General features: G+C 39.3%; 17 protein-coding genes. 10 read left to right on the plus strand and 7 right to left on the minus strand.

Translation table 11 applies throughout. From position 1 onward, the window contains the following. Nucleotides 1-351: 351 nt before the first annotated feature. The 8 genes from QZ265_RS00005 to yjgA all read left to right on the plus strand — a co-directional run bounded on the left by QZ265_RS00005 (nt 352) and on the right by yjgA (nt 8,367). Complete coding sequence (locus QZ265_RS00005; protein ID WP_296402125.1) at nt 352-1,356, plus strand: 5'-nucleotidase; 1,005 nt, start codon at nt 352-354, stop codon at nt 1,354-1,356. A 32-nt stretch (nt 1,357-1,388) separates the two neighbouring features. After that, nucleotides 1,389-1,985: a rhomboid family intramembrane serine protease gene (locus tag QZ265_RS00010; RefSeq protein ID WP_296402126.1), complete on the plus strand. Its 597-nt coding sequence runs from the start codon at nt 1,389-1,391 to the stop codon at nt 1,983-1,985. 147 nt (nt 1,986-2,132) lie between these two features. Next, nucleotides 2,133-4,298, plus strand: coding sequence for a polynucleotide adenylyltransferase PcnB (gene pcnB, locus QZ265_RS00015; protein WP_296402128.1), 2,166 nt, complete (start codon nt 2,133-2,135; stop codon nt 4,296-4,298). Nucleotides 4,299-4,326: 28 nt separating this feature from the next. Next, entirely contained in the window at nt 4,327-4,842 is a 516-nt protein-coding gene (gene folK, locus QZ265_RS00020; protein ID WP_296402130.1) for a 2-amino-4-hydroxy-6-hydroxymethyldihydropteridine diphosphokinase, read from the plus strand. A gap of 61 nt (nt 4,843-4,903) precedes the next feature. Further along, the gene (panB, locus tag QZ265_RS00025; RefSeq protein WP_296402132.1) at nt 4,904-5,716 is read left to right on the plus strand and encodes a 3-methyl-2-oxobutanoate hydroxymethyltransferase; all 813 of its coding nucleotides are present in this window, start codon (nt 4,904-4,906) and stop codon (nt 5,714-5,716) included. A 53-nt stretch (nt 5,717-5,769) separates the two neighbouring features. Then, entirely contained in the window at nt 5,770-6,636 is an 867-nt protein-coding gene (gene panC / locus QZ265_RS00030) for a pantoate--beta-alanine ligase (protein WP_296402134.1), read from the plus strand. A gap of 162 nt (nt 6,637-6,798) precedes the next feature. Continuing rightward, nucleotides 6,799-7,779, plus strand: coding sequence for an RNase adapter RapZ (gene rapZ, locus QZ265_RS00035; protein ID WP_296402136.1), 981 nt, complete (start codon nt 6,799-6,801; stop codon nt 7,777-7,779). A 78-nt stretch (nt 7,780-7,857) separates the two neighbouring features. Further along, nucleotides 7,858-8,367 (plus strand): ribosome biogenesis factor YjgA, encoded by a 510-nt coding sequence (yjgA, locus tag QZ265_RS00040; protein ID WP_296402138.1) that lies wholly within the window; start codon nt 7,858-7,860, stop codon nt 8,365-8,367. 112 nt (nt 8,368-8,479) lie between these two features. Here yjgA and QZ265_RS00045 read toward each other — a convergent pair whose 3' ends face one another. The 4 genes from QZ265_RS00045 to dapA form a co-directional block, all read right to left on the minus strand. Then, nucleotides 8,480-8,791, minus strand: coding sequence for an NGG1p interacting factor NIF3 (locus QZ265_RS00045; RefSeq protein ID WP_296402140.1), 312 nt, complete (start codon nt 8,789-8,791; stop codon nt 8,480-8,482). Between the two features lie 155 nt (nt 8,792-8,946). Then, the gene (purC, locus tag QZ265_RS00050) at nt 8,947-9,669 is read right to left on the minus strand and encodes a phosphoribosylaminoimidazolesuccinocarboxamide synthase (protein WP_296402142.1); all 723 of its coding nucleotides are present in this window, start codon (nt 9,667-9,669) and stop codon (nt 8,947-8,949) included. Between the two features lie 114 nt (nt 9,670-9,783). After that, entirely contained in the window at nt 9,784-10,134 is a 351-nt protein-coding gene (locus QZ265_RS00055; RefSeq protein ID WP_296402144.1) for a hypothetical protein, read from the minus strand. Between the two features lie 241 nt (nt 10,135-10,375). Then, nucleotides 10,376-11,284: a 4-hydroxy-tetrahydrodipicolinate synthase gene (gene dapA, locus QZ265_RS00060; RefSeq protein WP_296402146.1), complete on the minus strand. Its 909-nt coding sequence runs from the start codon at nt 11,282-11,284 to the stop codon at nt 10,376-10,378. A gap of 519 nt (nt 11,285-11,803) precedes the next feature. On the opposite strand from dapA, the gene QZ265_RS00065 reads away from it, so the two are divergent. Then, a complete protein-coding gene (locus QZ265_RS00065) occupies nt 11,804-13,084 on the plus strand; it encodes a saccharopine dehydrogenase NADP-binding domain-containing protein (protein WP_296402148.1) in 1,281 nt (426 codons plus the stop codon). A 322-nt stretch (nt 13,085-13,406) separates the two neighbouring features. Here QZ265_RS00065 and QZ265_RS00070 read toward each other — a convergent pair whose 3' ends face one another. Continuing rightward, on the minus strand, nt 13,407-15,878 hold the full coding sequence (locus QZ265_RS00070; protein WP_296402237.1) for a Tex family protein: 2,472 nt from the start codon (nt 15,876-15,878) through the stop codon (nt 13,407-13,409). A gap of 636 nt (nt 15,879-16,514) precedes the next feature. Between QZ265_RS00070 and ompR the strand changes: the two genes are divergently transcribed. Continuing rightward, the gene (ompR, locus tag QZ265_RS00075) at nt 16,515-17,261 is read left to right on the plus strand and encodes a two-component system response regulator OmpR (RefSeq protein ID WP_296402150.1); all 747 of its coding nucleotides are present in this window, start codon (nt 16,515-16,517) and stop codon (nt 17,259-17,261) included. A gap of 236 nt (nt 17,262-17,497) precedes the next feature. On the opposite strand, the gene QZ265_RS00080 is transcribed toward ompR, so the two are convergent. Together QZ265_RS00080 and QZ265_RS00085 are read right to left on the minus strand one after the other, a co-directional pair. Further along, nucleotides 17,498-17,764 (minus strand): DksA/TraR family C4-type zinc finger protein, encoded by a 267-nt coding sequence (locus QZ265_RS00080; RefSeq protein ID WP_296402152.1) that lies wholly within the window; start codon nt 17,762-17,764, stop codon nt 17,498-17,500. A gap of 237 nt (nt 17,765-18,001) precedes the next feature. Continuing rightward, nucleotides 18,002-18,778, minus strand: a complete 777-nt coding sequence (locus QZ265_RS00085) for a YciK family oxidoreductase (protein ID WP_296402154.1) — start codon at nt 18,776-18,778, stop codon at nt 18,002-18,004. Nucleotides 18,779-18,797: the final 19 nt, after the last annotated feature.

Genomic DNA, 18,797 nt, shown 5'->3' on the forward strand with positions numbered 1-18,797 from the left:
CATTCATCTCGAGTGGGGGCTTTTTCTTTGTGACGCGTTTCTTTAGCTGGGTTTTTTCCCGTTCTACAATTTGTGGATTTAAAGTTTCAAAATTAAACCTAAAATCTTGCTAGGCACTTGTTCATTATAGGGTATTTTTAACAGACTCTAAAATAACTTTTATAGATTCTAAAATCCTTACAGCACTGTTTATAGACTATACTGATAAATTTAATTCAAGCTTGATAGCAATACAGGAAACATATTTAAACTTTTTAAGGTTACTTATTCTATATAATTGTTAATTACGTAAAATCCTACATTACAATATCTTAAGCCTCATTTTAATTCATCTATTATGGTCTATATTCAATGGCTATCGACTTCTCTAACACCTTGATTGTTGCTATATCTGCTACTGCATTGTTTGATTTGACAGAATCAGAGCAATATCGTGAAAAACTTTTACAAGATAGTCCAACAGACGCATCAAAACAGTTTCGTGAATACATGCAGCAACATGAAAATGATCCTTTAGAGATTGGAGCAGGGTTTCCATTAATCCAAGCTATATTGAATTTAAACAATTGTGGCAAAGCTACCACCGACCACAATTATCAAAACGATACTCCTTTGGTTGAAGTGGTTATTATCTCTAAAAGTTGCCCTGAAACGGGTATTCGTGTCTTGAATGCCATTCGACAACGAGGGCTATGTATCACTCGTTCGGCATTTATTTCTGGTGGACAGGTTGCAGATTATATTGCTGACTTTAAGGTAGACTTATTTTTGACAACCAATAAAGAGGATGCACAAAGTGTGGCAGATGCACAGATATGTGCTTGTGCTATATTAGACGCGACACCCGTTAATACCTTTACATTAGACACTGATCAATTAAGAATTGCTTTTGATGGAGATGCTGTGTTATTCGATGACTCAGGGGAGCTATTGTATAAGCAACAAGGTTTAAAAGCTTTTCATGATAGAGAAGCGCTAATGACAGATCTGCCGATCGAAAAAGGACCTTATGCCGATTTACTAATTAAACTGTCGCATTTGCAAGACAGATTGCCTCATTCAGAACAGTCTCGACCTATTCAAATTGCGTTAGTGACTGCCCGTAATGCTCCAGCTGATCTTCGTGCAATTAAAACCTTGCGCCAGTGGGGGGTCACTGTAGATATGGCATTTTTTTTAGGTGGTCTTGAGAAAACTTCGGTGTTAAAAACTTTTGCTCCACATATCTTCTTTGACGATTCAATCCAGCATATTGACGCTGCTAAAAATTATATGCCGACAGCCTTGGTACCTTATCACTCTAACTCAAAGCTTTATACACACACTTGGGTACCTGTTAAAGACGCGCACCAGTAATTTGATATAAATTTAATAACATGGCACATTCTATGCAATGGCAGGATATTTTCAGTCTAATTAAGCACCGACTTGGCCAAGTTATAGGACTCTATGCATTTGTATTAATGCCAATATGGCTCATGTACTTTCTTAACAGTACCGTGTTATTCAATTATTGGAATGCTTTAGGCATTGTACCTCGCAACTTGAGTTTGAATAGCATGATAGGCGTGACCTCATCTTGGACCATGCATGGCAACTTTGCTCATTTGATGGGAAATACCCTAGTATTAATACAGATATTATTCTTATTTGGATTGTTTGAACGCAATGCTTACCGTACCATTGTAAAACTAATCCTCGGTTCAGGATTAATGACTTGGGGGCTTGGTTCGCCATTCTCTATTCATATTGGAGCCTCAGGTCTAATATTTTCGATGTTGGGTTATATGATAGGTGGTGCGGTCTTTGCCAAACGATGGGGCTACTTACTGGCTTGCATTTTTATGGGAGCGAGTTATTGGTTCATCCTCAAAGAAGGATTGATGCCACAGTCAGGAATTTCTTTTGCAGCACATTTCGGTGGCTTATGTATTGGTTTACTAATTGGTGCAAACTCAAAACATTATTATGGGAATAGCCATTAACTAAGGCTCAGCATGGCTAAATTTGAGTATGTTAGGCATCAACTTTGAAAATTTGTTACACTATCGGGTATATATGCCTTGGATTACCAAACCTTAATTTATAAGGGGGTAGAAATGGGCTTTTGTTTGTTTGTAGGGAGTAGATGCATGGCAGAACGTTCAGCCAAGCAGTTAGGGTTAAGTAAGGCGGATTTACCCAATTCGATCATCGAAGTAATAGCCACTTTGACTAAAGCTGGTTTTGACGCCTATATTGTTGGTGGCGGGGTACGCGATACATTAATGGGTTTAAATCCAAAAGATTTTGATGCCGTAACTGATGCAAGACCGCATGAAGTAAAAGACTTATTTGGCAAGCGTTGCCGTATTATTGGGCGTCGTTTTCAATTGGCACATGTGTATTCAGGTCGCGACATGATTGAAGTAGCCACTTTTCGTGCGCCTCCTAATGGCGATGCTCATACTACCAGTGACGGCATGATTGTTCGGGATAATGTTTGGGGCGATATTCAGCAAGATTTTGCCCGTCGTGACTTTACAATTAATGCCATGTATTACGAGCCATTAAAAGGTGTGGTACATGATTTTTGTAATGCGTTAGATGATATTGAAACTAAGACGCTTAGATTATTAGGGCGCGCACCATTAAGGATAGAAGAAGACCCCGTACGTTTGCTGCGTGCTTTGCGCTTCAAAGCAAAGTTAGGGTTTGAATTTGACGATGCGCTGTCTGAGCAATTTCATGACGAAAATTGGGCACTACTTGAACAAGTATCTCCACATAGATTGTATGATGAATCACAAAAAATGTTTACTGGGGGATATCTAGTACCCTTGTTACCTTTATTGTTCGAGTACGGTGCTATTCGTCATTTAATCATTTATCCACCCGAAAAGCCAACCCGCTTAGTTAATCAAGTAGCTATTAATACCGATAAGCGTATTGGTATGGGTAAAAGTATTAATCCAGCCTTTTTCTATGCTGCTCTACTTTGGGATAACTATCTTCATCAATTGGCTAAATTCAAAAAGAAAAATATGCCTTTTCATGATGCGCAGTTGCAAGCTGCCAGTAAAGTTATTGATCGCCAACGTGTGAAAACTGCCATTCCTCGTTTTGCTGAGCAGTTCATTCGTGATATCTGGATTTTACAGCCAAAACTTGCCAATCCTCGTATTAAACAAATTGTGCAATTGGCAGAGCATTCTCGCTTTAGAGCTGCTTTTGACTTCCTGCTATTGCGTGAACAATGTGATGATGAGCTTAATCCATTATCAGAGTCGACCAATGGTATGGGTGAGTGGTGGCAAACTTACCAGACATTATCCGAAAAAGAAAAGCAACAGGCTATTGATGGCTTTACTGGGGATAGTCGCCGCGGCGCTAGTAAATCCAGTCGTAACCGCAATCGCAATAGAAATCGTCAGGAGCAACAAACCTCTAATGATAGTATGGAATCAACGCTTCAGTCGAATTCCAACTACGTGCCTAAGCCTCCTAAACAAAAGGTGGAGAATCAGAGCACAAAGTATAAGCATTATGCTGAAGAAAGAGCACAACTTGAGAAGCTATCATTAGGTAAGGTAGCCGGTGAACAATCAACTCAAAAAAATCAACCGAGTCCTTTGTTCACTATTAATGCCGATAAAATGGCTAAGCAAGTACCTAAACAATCAGATATTCAAAAACGAGCTGATTTACAGGCTGACTCTGACAAAAAGGTCGCATCGAAGGCTGAACAATCAGAACAAGATGTTCCTACGTCAGCGCAGTCTGTTTCTAAAGCGCCGACAAAAGCTACTGCACAGAAAGTTGTTTCTTCTCAGTTGGTAGTGAAAAAAGACGTGGTTTTATTGCCTAAATCAGAGCCTATACCTACCAAACGTCGTCGCCGTGTTCCAAGTCAGCAATTGTCTCAGTCTGAGCAATTGCAAGCTCGGCAGACGAAACAGGAAGACATTACTAAGCAGCACGTATCACAATCTGAACAGACGCAACACGTTGTTAAGACAGATACACCAAAACTGCAGTCAAACGGTGCAAAAAAATCTGACTATCAACACAATGAGCCTAAGCAGCCTGAGAGTAATAAAGAAGCTTCACACCAAGCTAAAACCCTTCATGCTCAAAACAAGCAGGCTCAAAGCAAACAAGCTCAAAGCAAACAAGCTCAAAGCAAACAACCCGTGACAGCTATTGTTGAGAATGTCATTGCCAAGAGTGATAGAGTGCCTGCAATACGTCGTCGTCGTGCCCCAAGCTCATTGGTGACGGTTAGTGAAAGATTAGCCAAAGAAGAAAGCCCGTCTTAATGGTTTTATAGCTAAGGATGTAATTGACATGGTGGCGACCTTAACTAGCCCGAGCTCTGTACGCTGTTACCTAGGCTTGGGAGGCAATCTGGCTAATGAACTCGGTACACCTAAACAGCATATTCTAAATGCTGTGCAAGGCTTAAAGGCTCATCCGAAGGTGATAGAAGTCAATGTTTCATCACTATATGCGTCTAAACCTATGGGACCTCAAGATCAGCCTGACTTCATCAATGTAGTTGTTGAAATTGTGACCACTTTAGAGGCTCATGACTTATTAAGTTTTTGTCAATATTTAGAACAACAAGCTCAACGGGTTCGCTTACGCCGCTGGGGGGAGAGAAGTTTAGATGTTGATGTCTTATTATATGGCGATGAACAAATCGACACACCACTATTAAAAGTTCCACATCCTGGTATTACTGAGCGTAACTTTGTCTTAATCCCTCTAATTGAACTAAATTCAAATGTTAAGATTAATGGCGTATCAATCACTGAACTAGAACAGAGTCGAAATTGGACAGGATTAACTAAATTGTCGTAGTTGATGCTGTTTTTTATAGCTTTTATTGTGTCTTTAATTCCTTATTTATGGGCTGGCCTATATGATTACTTTATCCACTTTAAAAAAATATAAAATAGACGGTCGTAAGTTTAGCTGCCTAACTTGTTATGATGCTATGTTTGCAAAAATGATGCAAAATGCAGAGGTTGATACCATTTTAATTGGTGATAGCTTAGGCATGGTGGTACAGGGACATGACTCTACTCTACCGGTGACTGTCGATGATATGGTATATCATACCGCAAACGTGGCACGTAGCAACAAGCATGCATTAATTTTGGCTGATTTACCTTTTATGAGCTATGTCACGCTTGAAGACAGCATTATTAATGCCAGAAGAATTATGCAAGCTGGTGCGCAGGTCGTTAAGTTAGAAGGTGGCGCCGAGCTTTCAGATAAGGTAGCAGCTTTGACAGCAGCAGGGGCACCAGTTTGTGTTCATTTAGGCTTAACGCCACAATCTGTCAACGTGTTTGGTGGCTACAAAGTACAAGGTAAAACAGAAGATAGTGCTGCTAAATTATTGACTGATGTCAAGGCAGTGATAAAAGCTGGAGCAGCTATAATTTTACTTGAGTGTGTACCGGCTTCACTGGCAAAGCAAGTTACTGAATCAGTAACTGTGCCTGTCATTGGTATAGGGGCGGGTGCGGACACAGATGGTCAAGTATTGGTGATGCATGACATGTTAGGAGTAACTCAAGGTAGAGTGGCACGCTTTGTTCATGATTTCTTAACCGATGAGCGAAACCAAAAAAGTAACTATGCAGGTAGTGTTGAAGGTGCTTTTGCCTTATTTCATAACTCAGTCATAGAAGGCAGTTATCCTCAACCTGAGCATCAATTTAATTAGTTTTTAAATTTTATTCGCCATATTGATTTTGATCGTATTATTTGGATAAATGAATGACGACCACTTTTGACTCAATAAAAACATTGCGTGATGCGCTTAAACCATTAAGAGCAAATAAAAAGATAGCTTTAGTGCCAACTATGGGTAATTTGCATGAGGGTCATATCTCTTTAGTCAAATTGGCCAAACAACATGCCGATATAGTGGTAGTAAGTATCTTTGTTAATCCAACTCAGTTTGGAGTAGGTGAAGATTTAGACAGTTATCCAAGAACTTTAAAAGCCGATACTGAAATGTTGAAGGACGCTGAAGCGGACTATGTATTTGCTCCTTATGTAGAGGATATGTATCCCGTTATGCCACCTCCTACTCAAGTTTTAGCAGGTAATATCAGTCAAATACTATGTGGTAAATCACGACCCACTCACTTTGATGGTGTGGGTATTGTTGTAACCAAATTGTTTAATATCGTCCAGCCTGATGTGGCAATATTTGGCAAAAAGGACTATCAGCAATTGGCTATTATTAAGCAGTTGGTCCGAGATTTAAGCTTTGACATAGAGATTATTGGCGGCCCGATTGTTAGAGCCGCAGATGGTTTAGCGTTATCTTCACGCAATCAATATTTAACCCCAATGGAGCGTGCGATAGCGCCACAACTAAATATAGCTTTACACAGATTAGCTATCAAGTTACAAAGTGGGGCGGTCAAAAGTATAGAAGCCCTACAAGTTCTAATTCATGATAGTATCAAGGCCATTAATGCCTTGGGTTTTAAGATAGATTATTTAGAAGTTAAAAATCAGGATTTAACGCCTATAACTAAATTTAGTGGTCATCAAACTTGGATCATAGCGGTAGCGGCTTGGTTCGGTAAAGCACGATTATTAGACAACGTAGAGGTTGAAGTGCAGTATTGACGCCTCAAATTTAAAAATATGATTTATTGGTAAAGAGTGGCGAAGTTGGTTTGTAATTCTTAAGTGTGGTATGTGGTATTGAGGAACAACGACAAAGAGCAGCAATAATGTTTTTCCGTTAACAATATTATTAGTATCTAAAAAAACTGGGGAGTTTACCATATGTCTGCTATGCAGTCAGAAGTTGAGACAGGACAAAGCCCAATCGCTAAACCGTCATCTGTAGAAGCACAAGCACATTTAGAAAAGCGGACACCCGTAGAAGTGCTGATTGTTTCAGGACGATCAGGTTCTGGTAAAACCTCGGTTTTAAATATTTTGGAAGATTTAGGTTATTACGTTATTGATAATATGCCTTTATCTTTGTTACCTGATGCGGCTGAAAAGCTGTCAAATGCGGGTGGTATTGATAAATTGGCGCTAGGTGTAGACATTCGCACGCTTCAAGCAGATTCAGCTAACTTTACTAGTATTTATGAGAAGTTAATTACCTCCTATGGCATCGATAGCGTTAAGATTCTCTATGTTACTGCTCAAGAGCCTGTTTTAGTAGCCCGCTTTGCTGCTACTCGCCGAGTGCATCCACTGATGGCTATACCGAGTTATGATGTCAAAAACTTACCCAGTGCTATTAAAAAAGAGACAGAAGCACTGCAACCTATTTATAGTAAAGCAGATATCACCATTGATACCAGTACCCTTAATATTCATCAGCTAAAAGAGCGAGTCCGAGAATACATTGGTGCTGATAATAAAATTACTGTGAACTTTCTTTCGTTTGGGTTCAAATACGGTATACCTATTGATGCCGATTTTGTATTTGATGTGCGTATTTTGCCCAATCCACATTGGAATCCTGAGTTAAGAGTTAAATCGGGCAAAGATAAAGAAGTGGCTGATTTTTTTGCAGAATTTCCAGAAGTGGCAGAAATGCAGCAAAATATCTATCAATTTTTAAATCGTTGGCTACCTGAATTTTTACACAATAATCGGCATACTGTTACTGTGGCTATCGGTTGTACCGGCGGAAAGCATCGCTCAGTTTATATTACCGAGAAATTGTATACGCAATTGTCTCAAAGCTTACCTACTGAATTAAAGACAACGATTAAACACCGAGAAAAATTGCATTGGGGGCACTAAAAGTTTTAATGTCACGACAGTTCATCCCTTTACGTTATTTAGCAATGCTATTATATTTACCATTTATTTGAGAGTTTTATGATTGACTGGTCCGAACATGACATGCGAGTTTCTCGTACTGAATTAAAAAAAGCACATGAACGTTTACAACTATTGTCTGTACCTTTATCGGCTTTGTCCAAAAAACAGATGAAAAATCTACCAGCATCTGAGTATTTTTTAGCTGAATTGATGACTTTATCAGACATTTCTAGCGCAGCGGCACGTAACCGTCAAATCAAGCGAGTGGGCAAACTCATTGCCGAAGAAAATCGTCACGCATTGGTAAATAATCTGTTTCAAATTCACTTTAGCAAAGAGCAGGCAGTAAAGATTGAAGGGTGGTATGGGCGCTTAAATATCAATGATGAGGGTACTTTAAAACAGTTCTGTAAGCAGTTCAAAGCCGCTGAGCGCAATAGTTTGTTTCAATTATTGTTATGGATTGAGTACGCCAGGCATATGAGCGACGATGAGCTGTTACAAGAGTCTGAAAATGATCTATTAAGCTATATCAAAGAAGTGGCTATCTTAAGTCAATTGGATTAGGCTTAGCTAGATGAAGGTCTAGTTCGATTGATGATATGTTAGATTGAAGATATGTTAGATTTAATATTAGTCAATGGATAGTTAACTGGCCAATTGAATGCTCAATTACACCTTAAATATCAACGAGTGAGATTACATCATAAGCAGGCGTTTCGTAAGGGTGCGCCTTCTCTAATGCAATTACCACTTCATTTAGTTTATCTTTAGCCACTACCATTTCTACCCGCCACTCATTCACCTCTTCGATGATGTTTTGTTGACCAATGTGGGGGTGACTGCCAGCAAGAGGCATAAATTGTCCAACTCCTTTGACTTGCCAACAACAATGTGAATAGTTACCAATATGACCAGCGCCTGCTACAAACAAGGCTTCTTTTACTTTTTCTAAGTCAGTGTCTGGAATAAATACTGTTAATTTATACATTACAGTTAGCCTTGTCGTCGATTAAAAATACAATTAAAACCTAACTAGATTTAATGCCAATAAAAAGGCTGACTATGATTTAATCATAATCAGCTTTTAATGAGGGAAATTATAAATCTTTTTTATGAATTAGGCTTTATTTAGCGGGATAAAATTTAACGGGATAAAGGAATACCAATACGCTGAGCCACTTCTTCATAGGATTCAATCACATCGCCTAAACTTTGACGAAAACGATCTTTGTCCAATTTTTTCTTAGTTTCTTTGTCCCAAATGCGACAACCATCTGGTGAAAACTCATCGCCAAGTACGATACGGTTTTGGAAAACGCCAAATTCAAGTTTGAAATCAACCAACATTAGACCGCCTGCGTCGAATATCTCTTTTAAAACGTCGTTAACTTTGAAAGTTAATTCTTTCATTTTTTCTAATTGTTCAGGAGTTGCCCACCCAAGTGACACTGATAAAGACTCATTTACCATGGGATCACCTAGAGCATCGTCTTTAAAGAAAAGCTCATAAGTTGGAGGTGTTAATGGCTGTCCTTCTTCTAAGCCAAGTCTGCGTACTAAGCTACCTGCAGCGAAGTTACGAACCACACACTCAACTGGAATCATCTTTAAACGCTTAACCAATACTTCATCGTCAGTAAGCTGCTTTTCAAAGTGAGTTTCAATACCAGCTTCCTCAAGCTTTTGCATGATAAAAGCGTTGAAACCGTTATTTACCTGACCCTTACGACCTAATTGTTCGATACGTTCGCCATTAAAAGCAGAGGTATCATCACGAAAATGAAGGATTAAATAATCTGAATTCTCTGTTTCATAGACAGATTTAGCTTTGCCTTTGTAAAGCAGGTCTTGTTTTTGGAGCTGCATGATTTAAGTCCTATGCATAGAGTTTACTGAGTGGTGGTATCAGTACAAAAAATAAGGATAAAAGCGTAAAGTGACAACATTAAAAGTGACGAAATTAAAAGTGAAAGCCAACGCTTATTCGCTGGCTTTATTGTTTGTAGACACTTGACGATAAGGCGGTGGTAACTCAAAACGCTTGCCTGAGTCATTTTTGATTTCAAGGGTATTTACACCCACTGCAGGAGTAGGGTAAAAAGGGATAAAAGGTGCAGTGTCTTGGTCAGCTGGTAATTTGATAGGATCAAGTTTTTTAGCTTTTTGATAGGCTAAACTACCATCATTAATATTACCAAACACACCTTTAGTAGCTTGGCATCCCGATAAAAAACCAAAACTGCTAGCGCCAATAATAACCACTTGCATGACTGTACGTAATCTAGTCGAGAGTGACGGTTGTGAATTATTCGAAAATTGAATATGGTGCATGAGTTATCCTATGTTAGCAGTATAAACGCTAAGAGAAACTTCTCAACGTTAAACCGCTATTATTCATAAATACTATTAGCCAAAAAGTACTATTAATTAAAAAACTATTGGTCAAATACTATTGCTCAAAAACTACTACTACTCACAAACTACTATTATTCCAAAACTACTATTATTCCAAAACTACTATTATTCAAATGAATGCCAGTATGAAATCAAAGTTTTAAACAAACCGTATGGTCTAAACTATTAAACCTGCACTACGTAAGCCAACATCTACCTGGCTATGGTATTTCTCATCTAACCAAACCATCGGTAAACGAATGCCTTTGTCAATTTTACCCATTCTATGCAGAGCATACTTTACTGGAATGGGGCTCGATTCAACAAACATCAAACCATGCAGATGTTTAATAGAATCGTGAGCTGTCTTAGCCGCCTCAAAGTCGCCCTTTAACGCCGCATTAAATACTTCACTCATAGCTTTAGGTACTATGTTTGCAGTCACTGAAATATTGCCTTTAGCGCCATAATTCATAAGTTCTAGAGCGGTACCATCGTCACCTGACAATACCACAATACGGTCGCCCAAAGCTTCAATAAGCAACTTGCCACGTTTAACAGAACCTGTCGCATCTTTAATAGCAACAATATTATCAATGTCAGCTAGGCGTTCCACCGTAGCTTGAGCAATATCTACTATCGTACGTCCAGGCACATTATAAAGCATTTGTGGCATATCTACAGCTTCAGCAATCGCTTTATAGTGTTGATATAGACCTTCTTGAGTCGGCTTATTGTAATAAGGAGCTACCAATAGGGCACAATCGGCCCCTGCTTCTTTAGCTTCTGAAGTTAAATGTATGGCTTCTTTAGTATTGTTGGCGCCAGTTCCAGCAATTACCGGAATACGTCCATCAACATGCTTTACAAAAAAGCGAATCACATCACTGTGTTCTTTCATTGATAAAGTAGCAGACTCACCTGTGGTACCTACTGCAATTAGACAATCTGTACCTTGTTCGATTTGCCAGTCAATTAAGTTCGCCAGACGTGGGTAATCTACATCACCATTGGCCAACATAGGAGTGACTAAGGCAACCATTGAGCCTTGAAGTTTGGATTTAAATTCAGAATAATGATTACTCATAATATTGCCTTGTTATTTTTAACATAAGATATTACAACATATTAGGGTGTAAATTTGTTTTCAAAAATCAATTAGAGCAGGTTTGATAAACTTAACGGCTATCATAACAAGTGCGTATTTCTATGCAAGGGGGATTTTACTTGAAACTACGTCATTCGATGCGAGTAAGCCACTCAAACATTGGTTAATAATCTTAGTTTTAGTCAACTACATTAACCTATCAACTTAAGCATTAAAATTTTCAAGTGCCTAGTCTAAATATTGCAATTATTTTAGCACATTCACCCTTACGCAATCATTAAGCTATTTTACGTCTAATTGAGCCCATGTGATACCACACTTTTGCTAAAAATAATAATAAATGTGAGTCTACCTCTTAGCTATATTTTATACCTTCTCTTACAACTCGATAATCACTTCTTACAAACATAAGTTTCAGATACTCGTGGAGTATGGTTTAATTAAAATACTTAAAATAAAGGTATAAATAGCAATAACACTTTTAATGGATTAAATAATATGAGTAATAAAAGCACAATTGAGACAGAACGCAAATATGGGATTGTGTTATTTGGTGCCACAAGTTTTGTTGGTCAATTGGTAGCCGCGTATCTGCATACATTCTTAAATGGCGATTTGAAAGAAGCGAAACAAAAGAATAATTCTGAGTCTTTGAGTTGGGCCATTGCAGGTCGTAACGAAAACAAGCTAAATCAATTAAAAAAAGATTTGGGCAATTTAGAGTTATCAATAATTATAGCAGATATCGAAGATGCAGATAGCTTGCAAAACTTGGCCGCGCAGGCACAGGTTATCATCTCTACAGTTGGGCCTTATTTGAAATACGGTGAACCGTTGATTAAAGCGTGTGCTGAGACGGGTACAGATTATGTCGATTTAACCGGTGAAGCTATCTTCATTAAAGATATGTTGGATAAATACCAGCAATCTGCTAAAGAATCAGGCGCTCGTATTATTAACTCTTGCGGCTTTGATTCTTTGCCTTCTGATTTAGGCGTATTATTTACTCAACAATGTGCACAAAAAAAGTATGATGAGTATTGTGACACTATCAACATGCGAGTTAAAGCTGCCAAAGGCGGATTGTCAGGTGGCACGGTATCTTCAATGGCTACTATTTTTGAAGAAATAGGCAAGAATAAATCATTACGTAAACAGCTGTCTAACCCTTATCTGCTAAACGATGACAAAAATCGTCCTGATGTTCGTCAAGACAACGTCGTGATGCCGCAATGGGATGAAAAAAACCAGCGTTGGGTAGCACCGTTTATTATGGCGTCTATAAATACTCGTATTGTGCATCGTTCGAATCAGTTACGTGATTATGAATATGGTCATGATTTTAAATACGATGAAGCCATATGGTTACCTGCAGGTCTAAAAGGTCGAATATTGAGTTATGGTATGACGATGGGTATCGCAGGTTTTGCAGCTACCATGATGTTCAAGCCGACTCGTGACTTGTTAAATGATCACGTATTGCCGAAGCCTGGCGACGGTCCTGCAAAAAAGGAGCGTGATAATGGTTATTTTGATCTGCGTTTTTTTGGAAAGACCAAGAACAAACATCAAGTTTTAACCAAAGTTACTGGCGATAAAGATCCTGGTTATGGAAGTACTTGTCAGATGTTGGCACAAAGTGCGTTGTGTCTACTTTTAGACATCAGTAAAGATGACATTGCAGGTGGATTCTGGACGCCAGCTGCTGCCATGGGAGAACCTCTTATCACGCGTTTAGAACAGTATGCTGGTATTAATTTTGTTGATTTAAGCGCTTAGTTTAGATCGTGCTTAAGAGATTTTAATTTATAACTTACTATGCCCAATTCAAAAATAAAAAAGGACAGCTAAAAATAGCTGTCCTTTTTTATGTTCTAACAGGCTCAAAACCAATCGAAATAAACTTAGGGCGTGTCCCTATTTGCAAATTAAATAAGTTATGGTCTAAAAATGGCTATATTTTCGCCAAACTGTGTCTAATTTCTAGCTAATATGCCTATATTATCTTCGAAATTATTCGTGTTTGACAAAAATCTATCTCATTTTTAGCCTCATAATCCAAATAGGAACACGCCCTAGTCAATTCTAACTTGAATAATGCTTATTTGAGACCCGCTTGCTTTAACAAAGCACCCAATGAGCCAATCTTGTTTTCTTCAGTTTTTGGCTTATTAGTAGGTTTGACAGCCTTAGCGTTTTCTTCACGAGGATTTGTGCGAGCATTAGTACGAGGATTGTTACGAGCATTTTTACTATTGGCTGGTTTGGATTTGTTATTTTTATGCGGTGTACGAGCAGGTCTAGCTCTATCCTCTACCTTATCAATAGTTGGCTTGGCGGCTGCGGCTACTTCTGGTTTAACAGAGGTAGCTTGATCTGACTTCATGCTAAAGCCAATACGATTACGCTTAGCGTCCACTGAGATAACACGTACACTGACGATGTCGCCTGGCTTAACTAAGTTCATTGGGTCTTCAACGAAATCATTCGCCATTTCAGAGATGTGCACTAGACCATCTTGATGAACGCCCACATCAACGAAGCAACCAAAGCCGGTCACGTTAGTCACAACGCCTTCAAGCTGCATACCTTCTTCTAAATCACTAATGCTATTCACATCATCTCTAAATTGAGCGGTCTTAAATTCAGGACGTGGATCATGAGCAGGTTTTGCAAGCTCTTGCTTAATGGCGGCAACACTAATATTGTCATCATTGGCCGCCTCAATACCATCTGTCGTTAGGGTATTTATAAAGCTATCATTGCCTAGAACTTCGGTAATTTGTTTACCAGATTTAGCTAAAATCTCTTTAACTAAACCATAGCTTTCTGGATGAACGCCTGTGGCATCTAATGGCTCTTCGCCATTACGAATACGTAAGAATCCAGCAGCCTGTTCAAAAGTTTTAACGCCCAATCTTGGCACGTCTTTTAATTGCTCACGACTGGTAAATGCACCATGTTGTTTACGATAATTCACAATTTGTTGAGCCACGTTGCGGTTTAAGCCAGCTATGTGAGCTAAAATAGCAGGGCTGGCGGTGTTTACATCAACACCAACCGCATTCACACAATCTTGAGTCACTTTATCGAGGCTATCAGACAATTGCGATTGGTTAACATCATGCTGGTATTGACCGACGCCAATGGCTTTAGGCTCAACTTTAACCAGCTCAGATAATGGATCTTGCAAACGGCGAGCGATAGAGACTGCACCGCGGATAGAGACATCTAAGTCGGCTAGCTCATCACTGGCAAGCTCACTGGCTGAATATACCGAGGCGCCAGATTCATTAACTATCACAGCCTTAGCCGTTATTGCATCATCAGCATCGATAAGCTCTTTAATCATAGCATCGGTTTCACGGCTTGCTGTCCCATTACCAATTGCCACCAATTCCACTTGATGTGTTTTTAATAGCTCGGCAATAGTCGCTTTTGCTTCACCCATTTTATTGTCTGGGGCAAATGGATAAACTGTAGCAATAGCTGGCATGTTATCGGAATCACGAATGACTTGACCATGCTCATCAATAACTGCCATTTTAACGCCATGACGAATACCAGGGTCAACGCCTAATATGACTTTACGTCCTGCTGGAGCTGCCATTAATAAATGTTGCAAATTACTAGCAAATACGTCAATCGCATCAGCTTCAGCCGCTAACCGTTTTTCAGTCAATAAACGATGTTCTAAATGAGGACGCCATTTGTCCTTCCACAAACTATTTGCCGCAGTCACTAAAAACTGACGGTTTGCTTCGGGCTGTTTGGCATCTAATTCGAACTTGCTGATAATTTTTTCTATGAAAGGGGCGTCCTCGCCATCAACTTTTAACACCAGCACATTTTCTTGACGGCCACGAAGCATGGCCAAAAGGCGATGATTAGGCAGGCGTGCTAAGCTTTCGCTATGCTCGAAGTAATCGGCAAATTTCTCTCCCACTTCGCGCTTATCTTCGCTGGCTAAACTTGAGTTAATAGTCGCTATTTTAGCAAAACCAGTACGTAAGGTATCTAGTAACTCAAGCTCTTGGGTCCAGTTGTCTATAATAATAGCTTCAACACCGGCCAACTGTTTTTCAGCATCTGAGAAATCAACCTCAATCTCATTACCCATATCATCGGTAACAGTTTCTGGTAATTGATAACCTTCTAAAGCCTCAGTTGGCGTCATCTCAGAAGCTAATAGCTTGTCAGCGACATCCCCTAGACCTGCTGCACGGGCTTTGGCCGCCAAAGAACGACGACGGGGGCGGTAAGGTAAGTATATGTCTTCTAACTCAAGTTTTGAGGTAGCTTGCTCAATCCGAGTTTGCAACGCTTCAGTTAGATTGCCTTGGCCTTGTAGTAACTCAAGAATTTTGGCACGACGTGACGCCATGTCACGTTCATAATTTAAACCTTTTTCTAAAGCTCGTAGTTGGCTGTCGTCCAGACCTTGCGTTTTTTCTTTACGATAACGGGCAATAAACGGCACCGTGGCACCTTCGTCGTAAAGCTTAACAAACGCATTGACTTGCGCAGGCTTAATGCCCAGCTCTTTTGCAAGCTTGGTATGAATGTTGGCAATAACATCAGCAGATAGGTAAGTGTTATCTTCGCTAGCGTGGGTAATTTGGGTATCGGTTTGGTTCATATCCGTATCGAAGTTAATTAATGTGGTTGGCATTATAGCAAAAGCTGACATAATAAAAATGCTTTTGCTTATTTATGTTTCAATCTGGCTGTAAGTCTTGTTTACATTAACAAACCCATACAGCATTACTATGTAATAGGTGTGTAATTTATATCATAATCTTATACACTAAATTTAGGTTTAGCGCTCTATCTTGCTAAAAGTTAAAGCTTAACTCAATAAAGCATAGCCTATTGCTAAGTGTAGCATTTGTTAAGTGTATCTTTTATCAAGTGTATCATTGATTAATACCCATTTGATAACCATATATTAAATAAGGTTTTTGGATATTGGTATTGTATTGAGGCATTATTTAACGCTCAATCCCATGATATATAAAATGATGCAATGTATTTACCTATGATAAGTTAGGTATTGCTACTAGGTGAAAGCGTTAAAAAAGCTTCAAGGTTTAACACTAAGTTTAACTAATTAATCAATGAATATAAATCGCAAACTTAATAATTGCAAAACGTATTTTTCCCTTTACCCCTTGGGTTGCTATAATAAAATAAACCATAGGAAAATATTATGTCAGACAATAAAATCAACAATACAGACAGTTTAACCCATCGCATATTAGTGGTAGATGATGATGCGCGTTTACGCTCATTACTACAACGCTTTCTAGAAGACGACGGCTTTGTAGTTCGTACGGCTCATGACGGTAGCCAAATGGACAAATTGATGCAACGTGAGTTATTTTCATTAGTTGTGCTCGATCTGATGTTACCAGGCGAAGATGGTATCAGTATCTGTAAGCGTCTACGTGAAGACAATAGCGATATTCCTATTATCATGTTGACTGCCAAAGGCTCAGACAGTGACCGTATCACCGGATTAGAAGCAGGGGCAGATGATTACTTGCCTAAGCCATTTAATCCCAAAGAGCTACTGGCACGTATTAAAGCTGTGTTGCGCCGTCACAGTCGTGAATTACCAGGTGCCCCTTCACAGCAAATTGAAGTGGTACAGTTTGGCCCATGGACATTAGATTTATCTACTCGTACGCTAAAACGAGATGGCAATGTGGTGACATTAACTACGGGTGAGTTTTCGGTATTAAAAGCTTTGGTTCAGCATCCTCGCGAGCCTTTGACTCGTGATAAGCTAATGAATCTAGCGCGCGGACGAGAATGGGGTGCTATGGAACGTTCAATTGACGTTCAGGTATCACGCTTACGCCGTTTGATTGAAGACAATCCTTCTCAGGCGCGTTATATTCAGACAGTTTGGGGCGTGGGCTATGTTTTTGTTCCGGATGAAGAAGACGCTTAACTAAAGTTGTTGTATTTAAGTTGTTATGTTTAATAAGTTTGTTCAGTGAATCTACTAAACAAAAAGAGGCGCTCTATTAAATATAGAGTGCCTCTTTTACATTTCCAAGTTACATTATTTATTTATATAAGTCGTATTACATATTATTACTTACTCACTGTCATAATCAGTCTAAATATATGAATGAACTAAACCAATAAATAACCAAGTAAATAAATAAACCAATAAATAACCAACTATCTCAACTGGCTGTCCTTACTTCCACGTCGGTTATAAAGCTCTTGAGTTCTAAACTGAGCTTCAAGTTCAGACTGACATTTTACACAGTGTTCGACACCAGGTAGCGCTTGACGACGAGCTTCTGGAATACGGTCACCGCACTCATCACAGAACGCTAAGCTTTCACCTTTTGGCAGAGCTCTTCTTGCCCGTTCAAGAGCATCATTAATGGTGGCATCCATTTGATCATGTTCAGCGCCATCACGCGCCCATCCTCCAGCCATAATCAACTCCCTTATCAATCATGATTTGGCCACATATAGTTGGGCCTTGTCTATATTTAATGGGGTCTTAGGCGTAATTTTCAAGAACCTATAACTGTTCAAACCAGATATACCATGGCGCAAAAAAAAGGCTATCTAAACTAGATAACCCTCTTTTACTAGCTAACTCTCTTTTTTTGAGTAATTGGCTAAGCATCCACATTAACTTTTTTCGGCTTAATAAGACTTATCTAAGACTTATTTAGGCTGTAAGTCAATCACTTGACCTCTTACCCTAATACTGACATCACTCATCAAACATACATAAGCTGGCATGATCTCTTCTGGCGTCTTAAGGGTCATAGGATTCTCACCAGGATAAGCATGAGCACGCATATTAGTACGGGTAGCACCAGGATTGATACAATTGAAGCGTAAGCTTGTGGTATTTTGGGTCTCTTGAGTAAAGATATCACTCATGCCCTCAACGGCTTGTTTTGATAGGGCATACGCTCCCCAAAAGGCTCTAGGATGCGAACCAACCGAGCTAGTGGTAAACACAAACGATCCATTATCAACGTCTTTTAATAAAGGCATCAATACTTGGGTTAGCATAAAAGTAGCGGTAGTGTTAATACGCATGACTTGCTCAAAAGTCACGATATCATACATTTCAAGCGGAGTTAAAGCCCCTAGTATACCGGCATTATGCAGTACACCATGAAGCTCGCCAATCTCAGTCTGGATAAGATTTGCCAACTGCTGCATATCACTATAGCTGGCAGACTCAAGATTCATGGGCATAATAGCTGGCTGTTTGCCACCTGCGGCTTCAATCTCATCATACACCGCTTCTAACTTACTTACAGTTTTACCCAACAACAATACGGTAGCCCCATATTTTGCATAAGTTAAGGCAGCCACTCGGCCAATCCCATCACCAGCACCCGTAACTAAAATAGTTTTACCATTTAAGCAGTTTGGTTCAGGGTTAAAAGTTCGAATTTGGTCATGCGTTAAAAGGGTTTTAGTCATATAGTCACTATTCATTTAC

Origin of the sequence: Psychrobacter sp. (assembly GCF_018260395.1) — a bacterium.
GTDB lineage: Bacteria > Pseudomonadota > Gammaproteobacteria > Pseudomonadales > Moraxellaceae > Psychrobacter.